The organism is Pseudomonas sp. Irchel s3h17 (assembly GCF_900187505.1).
In the GTDB taxonomy this organism is placed as follows: Bacteria; Pseudomonadota; Gammaproteobacteria; order Pseudomonadales; family Pseudomonadaceae; genus Aquipseudomonas.
Map to the genome: position 1 here is coordinate 210,516 of NZ_FYDL01000006.1, position 6,077 is coordinate 216,592.

At 65.2% G+C, this 6,077-nt stretch carries 3 protein-coding genes; all 3 read left to right on the forward strand.

The genetic code is table 11. The features are described 5' to 3' along the window. Window positions 1–37: 37 nt before the first annotated feature. The 3 genes from CKW25_RS10625 (at window position 38) to CKW25_RS10635 (ending at window position 5,712) form a co-directional block, all read left to right on the forward strand. Complete coding sequence (locus CKW25_RS10625) at window positions 38–1,234, forward strand: TolC family protein (RefSeq protein WP_143497297.1); 1,197 nt, start codon at window positions 38–40, stop codon at window positions 1,232–1,234. 78 nt (window positions 1,235–1,312) lie between these two features. Next, window positions 1,313–2,515 carry an efflux RND transporter periplasmic adaptor subunit gene (locus tag CKW25_RS10630; protein WP_095079134.1) on the forward strand — a complete coding sequence of 401 codons (1,203 nt, stop codon included), beginning with the start codon at window positions 1,313–1,315 and terminating at the stop codon, window positions 2,513–2,515. A 26-nt stretch (window positions 2,516–2,541) separates the two neighbouring features. Next, window positions 2,542–5,712 carry a CusA/CzcA family heavy metal efflux RND transporter gene (locus CKW25_RS10635; protein WP_095079135.1) on the forward strand — a complete coding sequence of 1,057 codons (3,171 nt, stop codon included), beginning with the start codon at window positions 2,542–2,544 and terminating at the stop codon, window positions 5,710–5,712. Window positions 5,713–6,077 lie beyond the last annotated feature (365 nt).

The following is a 6,077-nucleotide window of genomic DNA, read 5'->3' on the forward strand; positions in this document are numbered from 1 at the left end:
ATTAATAGCCCTTCCCGGTGTCCTGCTCATCACCGCGATGCTCCTTGGTACTTCGTTGCCTGCCGTTGCGCAGGGACCGACGCTGACCCTGGACCAGGCCCTCGACAGCGCCTTCGCCAACAACCCGGAGCTGGCGGCCGCGCAATGGGACGTGGGTATCGCCCAAGGTGAACGCCAACAGGCCGGGATGATCCCCAACCCGGAACTGTCCTGGGAAGCCGAGGACACCCGGCGCGAATCCCGCACCACCACGATGATGCTCAGCCAGCCCCTGGAACTGGGCGGCAAACGCGGCGCCCGAATCGAAGTCGCCAGCCGCGCGCAGGATGCGGTCAATGTCGACCTGGAGCGCAAACGCAACGGGTTGCGAGCCGATGTGATCGCCGCCTTCTATGGCTCGTTCACCGCACAGCAACGCCTGCAACTGACGCAACAATCCCTGCAATTGGCCGAGCGTGGCTTGAGTGTTGCCCAAGGGCAAATCAACGCGGGCAAATCGTCGCCCGTCGAAGCGACTCGCGCGCAGGTGCAATTGTCAGAGGTGCGTCTTGAACTGCGGCGTGCCGAACGGGACCAGGCCAACGCCTTTCAGCAACTGGCGCAAGTCACGGGGGCGCCACAGGCCGGTTTTTCCCGCGTCGAGGCCCCGGCCACCCCGCCGCCCGCCATTCCGCCTTCCCCGCTGTTGCTGGGTCGCCTCGCCGAGACTGCCGAGATGCGTCTGGCGCGGTTGAAAATCACTGAGAAAGAAGCCGCGTTGGACCTGGAAAGAGCCCGGCGCATTCCTAACCTGACGGTGAGCGTGGGTAGCCAGTACAGCGAAACCGACCGCGAGCGGGTCAATGTCGTCGGCCTGTCGATGCCCATTCCCTTGTTCGACCGCAACCAGGGCAACGTCCTGGCCGCCGCCCGCCGGGCCGACCAGGCGCAGGACCTGCGCAACGCCGCCGAGCTGCGCCTGCGCAGCGAAATCCAGTCCAGCCTTGACCAATGGGCCACCGCCAGCACCGAAGTGAAAGCCTTCAACCAGGTGATCCTGCCGGCCGCGCAAAGCGCCGTCGACACCGCCACCCGTGGCTTTGAAATGGGCAAGTTCAACTTCCTCGATGTACTCGACGCCCAGCGCACGCTGATCAGAGCGCGTAGCCAGTACATCCAGGCCATGGCCGATTCCACCGACGCCTGGGTACGCATAGAACGCATTTACGGCGATACCCGCGCCCTCACCCCCTGAATCCTTTTCAACCGACGTTTTTTCTCACCCGCGCAGTCGAGCCATGGCCCGCTTGGCGCCAGGGTGCAAGGAGTTTGCATGGACAAAAAAATATTCCTGGCCATCGCGTTGACCCTGATGGCCGGCGTCGGCCTGGGCTCATTGCTGATGGGCAAGGCTCAGCCCTCCGCCACCAACGAGCAGGCCCAGGCCGACCAGGGCGCTGCAGAGCCCGCCGGCGCCGACACCCACGATGAGGAGGAGCCCGAGGGCGAAGGTCACCTGGCGCTCAGCGATGAACAGATCAAGGCGGCCGGCATCCAGTTGGCCGAAACCCGGGCGCAGGCCATCGGCCTGGCATTGCCCTTTCCCGGCGAAATCCGTTTCGACGAAGACCGCACCGCGCACGTGGTGCCCCGCGCCACCGGCGTGGTCGAGCAAGTGCTGGTCAACCTCGGGCAGTCGGTGAAAAAAGGCCAGCTGCTGGCGGTGATCGCCAGCCAGCAGGTCTCCGAGCAGCGCAGTGAACAGGCCGCGGCCCAGCGGCGCGTGGAACTGGCGCGTACCACCTATGAGCGTGAACGCCAGTTGTGGCAGGACAGGATCTCCGCCGAGCAGGACGTCCTGCTGGCGCGCCAGGCCCTGCAAGAAGCAGAAATCGCCCTGAACAACGCCCGGCAGAAAATCAGCGCCCTGAGCGGCAGCACCACCGCCCAGGGCGGCAACCGTTATGAGCTGCGGGCGCCGTTCGATGGCGTGGTGGTGGAAAAACACCTGACCCTCGGCGAAGTGGTCAACGACACCACCAGCGTGTTGACCCTCTCCGACCTGTCGCGGGTCTGGGTGACCTTTGGCGTGTCGCCCAAGGATTTGAACAGCGTGCTGGTGGGCAAGTCGGTGACGGTCAACGCCCCGGAACTGAAGGCCGAAGTGACCGGCACCGTGTCGTACGTCGGCAGCTTGCTGGGGGAGCAAACCCGCACCGCCACGGTCCGCGTCACCCTGGAAAACCCCCAGGGCGCCTGGCGGCCGGGGCTGTTCGTCAACGTCCGGGTGAGCACCGACACCCGCCAGGCCAGGGTCGCGGTACCGGAAGCCGCGATCCAGACCGTCGAGGAGCAACCCACGGTGTTCGTGCGCACGGATGACGGCTTCAAGGCGCAACCGGTGGTGCTCGGCAGTCGCGCCGCCGGCCAGGTTGAAATCACCCAGGGACTGGAGGCCGGGGTGCTCGTCGCCACGACCGGCAGCTTCGTCCTCAAGTCAGAACTGGGCAAGGCCTCGGCCGAGCACGCTCACTGATCCACCACTGGCACAAGAAGGTCACTATGTTCGAACGCCTGATCCAATTCGCCATCGAGCAGCGCATTATTGTGCTGCTCGCGGTGCTGCTCATGGCTGGCCTGGGTATCGCCAGCTACCAGAAACTGCCGATCGACGCGGTACCGGACATCACCAACGTCCAGGTACAGATCAACACCACGGCCGCTGGCTTTTCACCGCTGGAAACCGAACAGCGCATCACCTTCCCCATCGAGACCGCGATGGCCGGCTTGCCGGCCCTGGAGCAAACGCGCTCGCTGTCGCGCTCCGGGCTTTCGCAAGTCACGGTGATTTTCAAGGAAGGCACGGACCTGTTCTTCGCCCGGCAACTGGTCAACGAACGGCTGCAGGTGGCCAGGGAGCACCTGCCCGACGGCGCGGACCCGATGATGGGACCGATCTCCACCGGCCTGGGGGAGATTTTCCTGTGGACGGTGGAAGCCGAGGACGGCGCGCTCAAGGAGGACGGCACCGCGTACACGCCCACCGACCTGCGGGTGATCCAGGACTGGATCATCAAGCCGCAACTGCGCAACGTTCCCGGGGTCGCCGAGATCAACACCATCGGCGGTTTCGCCAAGGAGTACCAGATCGCGCCGGACCCCAAGCGCCTGGCTGCCTATAAGCTGACCCTCACCGACCTGGTGACCGCGCTGGAACGCAACAACGCCAACGTCGGCGCCGGTTACATCGAGCGCAGTGGCGAGCAACTGCTGATTCGCGCGCCCGGCCAGGTGGCGAGCATCGAGGACATCGCCAATATCGTGATGGCCAACGTCGACGGCACGCCGATCCGGATCCGCAACGTCGCCAACGTCGACATCGGCCGCGAACTGCGCACCGGCGCCGCCACCGAGAACGGCCGTGAAGTGGTGCTGGGCACGGTGTTCATGCTGATCGGCGAAAACAGCCGCAGCGTCTCCCAGGCCGTGGCCGACAAGCTGCAACAGATCAACCGCACGCTGCCCAAGGGCGTGGTCGCGGTCACCGTCTACGACCGCACCACGCTGGTGGACAAGGCCATCGCCACGGTGAAGAAAAACCTCATCGAGGGCGCGATCCTGGTGATCGCCGTGCTGTTCCTGTTCCTGGGCAACATCCGCGCGGCACTGATCACCGCCATGGTGATCCCACTGGCCATGCTCTTCACCTTCACCGGCATGTTCACCAACAAGGTCAGTGCCAACCTGATGAGCCTTGGCGCACTGGACTTCGGCATCATTGTCGACGGCGCCGTGGTGATCGTCGAAAACGCCATCCGCCGCCTGGCCCATGCCCAGCAACACCACGGCCGCCTGCTCAGCCGCTCCGAGCGCATGCATGAAGTGTTCGCCGCGGCCAGGGAAGCCCGTCGGCCGTTGATCTACGGCCAGTTGATCATCATGGTGGTGTACCTGCCGATCTTTGCCCTCACCGGGGTCGAGGGCAAAATGTTCCACCCGATGGCGTTCACCGTGGTGATCGCCCTGCTGGGCGCCATGCTGCTGTCGGTGACCTTCGTGCCGGCCGCTATCGCGATGTTCGTCACTGGCAAGGTCAAGGAAGAGGAAAACCTGGTGATGCGCGGTGCGCGGCGGGCCTATGCGCCGGCACTGGACTGGGTCATGCGCCACCGCGCGCTGGCGTTTGCCCTGGCCCTCGGGGTGATCGCTGTCTGCGGTGTGGTCGCCAGCCGCATGGGCAGCGAGTTTGTGCCCAGCCTCAGCGAAGGCGACTTCGCCCTGCAGGCCATGCGAGTGCCGGGCACCAGCCTGACGCAATCGGTGGACATGCAGCAGCGCCTTGAGCAACGGGTACTGGAAAAAGTCCCCGAGGTTCAACGCATGTTCGCCCGCACCGGCACCGCCGAGATTGCCTCGGACCCGATGCCGCCGAACATCTCCGACAGTTACGTGATGCTCAAGCCGAAAGACCAGTGGCCTGACCCGAGCAAGTCCCGCGAGGCGTTGATTGCCGACATCCAGCAAGTGATCGAGCAACTGCCGGGGAGCAACTATGAACTGTCGCAGCCGATCCAGCTGCGTTTCAACGAGTTGATTTCCGGGGTGCGCAGCGACGTGGCGGTGAAAGTCTTTGGCGACGACATGGCCGTGCTGAACAGCACCGCGGCGAAAATCGCGGCATCGATGCAGAAGGTCGAGGGTGCCTCCGAGGTCAAGGTGGAACAGACCACGGGCCTGCCGGTGCTGACCATCGACATCGACCGCGACAAGGCCGCGCGCTACGGGCTGAACGTCGGCGATGTGCAGGACACCATCGCCGTCGCCGTGGGCGGGCGGTCGGCCGGCACCCTGTATGAAGGTGACCGCCGCTTCGACATGGTGGTGCGTCTTTCCGACGCCATGCGCCAGGACGTCGAGGGCCTGTCGAAGCTGTTGATTCCGGTGCCGGCCTTGCTCAATGGCAGCGCCGACCAGATCGGTTTCATTGCCCTGTCGGAAGTCGCCAGCCTCGACCTGGCGCCGGGGCCGAACCAGGTCAGTCGCGAAAACGGCAAGCGCCTGGTGATCGTCAGCGCCAACGTGCGCGGGCGTGACATCGGCTCCTTTGTCCAGCAGGCCGGCGTGCAGATCGAGCAGGACGTGGCCATCCCCGCCGGCTACTGGATCAGTTGGGGTGGACAGTTCGAACAACTGCAATCGGCGGCCAAGCGCCTGCAGGTCGTGGTACCCGTGGCCTTGCTGCTGGTGTTCGCCCTGTTGTTCATGATGTTCAACAACCTCAAGGACGGCCTGCTGGTGTTCACCGGGATCCCGTTCGCCCTGACCGGCGGCGTGATGGCGCTGTGGCTGCGGGATATCCCGCTGTCGATCTCGGCCGGCGTCGGCTTCATTGCGCTGTCGGGGGTGGCGGTGCTCAACGGGCTGGTGATGATCGCCTTCATCCGCAACCTGCGCGAGGAAGGACGCTCACTCAGCGTGGCAGTCAACGAAGGCGCCCTGACCCGCCTGCGGCCGGTGCTGATGACCGCCCTGGTCGCATCCCTGGGCTTCATCCCCATGGCACTGGCCACCGGCACCGGCGCCGAAGTGCAGCGGCCGCTGGCGACCGTGGTGATCGGCGGCATCCTGTCTTCCACGGCCCTGACGTTGCTGATACTGCCAGCGTTGTATCACTGGGCCCATCGACGGGATGAAGAGGAGCCCGGCATCTCCCTCACGGAGTCCGGCCACTGACCCAGCCGAACCAAACCACCGCCCCCGGTTATCGGTGGCGGTTATCCAACCCCTACCCCGTGGCAAGCGAGCTTGCTCGCGCTGGGGTGCGAAGCAGCCCCAAGACCGGTAACCGAGGTCTTTCTGACAAACCACCATCGCCTTCCCAGGGCCGCTGCGCAGCCCAGCGGGAGCAAGCTCCCTCGCCACGACGACAGCGTTCAGTCAAGGAAGTGGCGTCGTACGCAGGCCCCGTGGCGAGCGAGCTTGCTCGCGCTGGGGTGCGAAGCAGCCCCAAAACCGGTAACCGAGGTCTTTCTGACAGACCACCATCGCCTTCCCAGGGCCGCTGCGCAGCCCAGCGGGAGCAAGCTCCCTCGCCACGA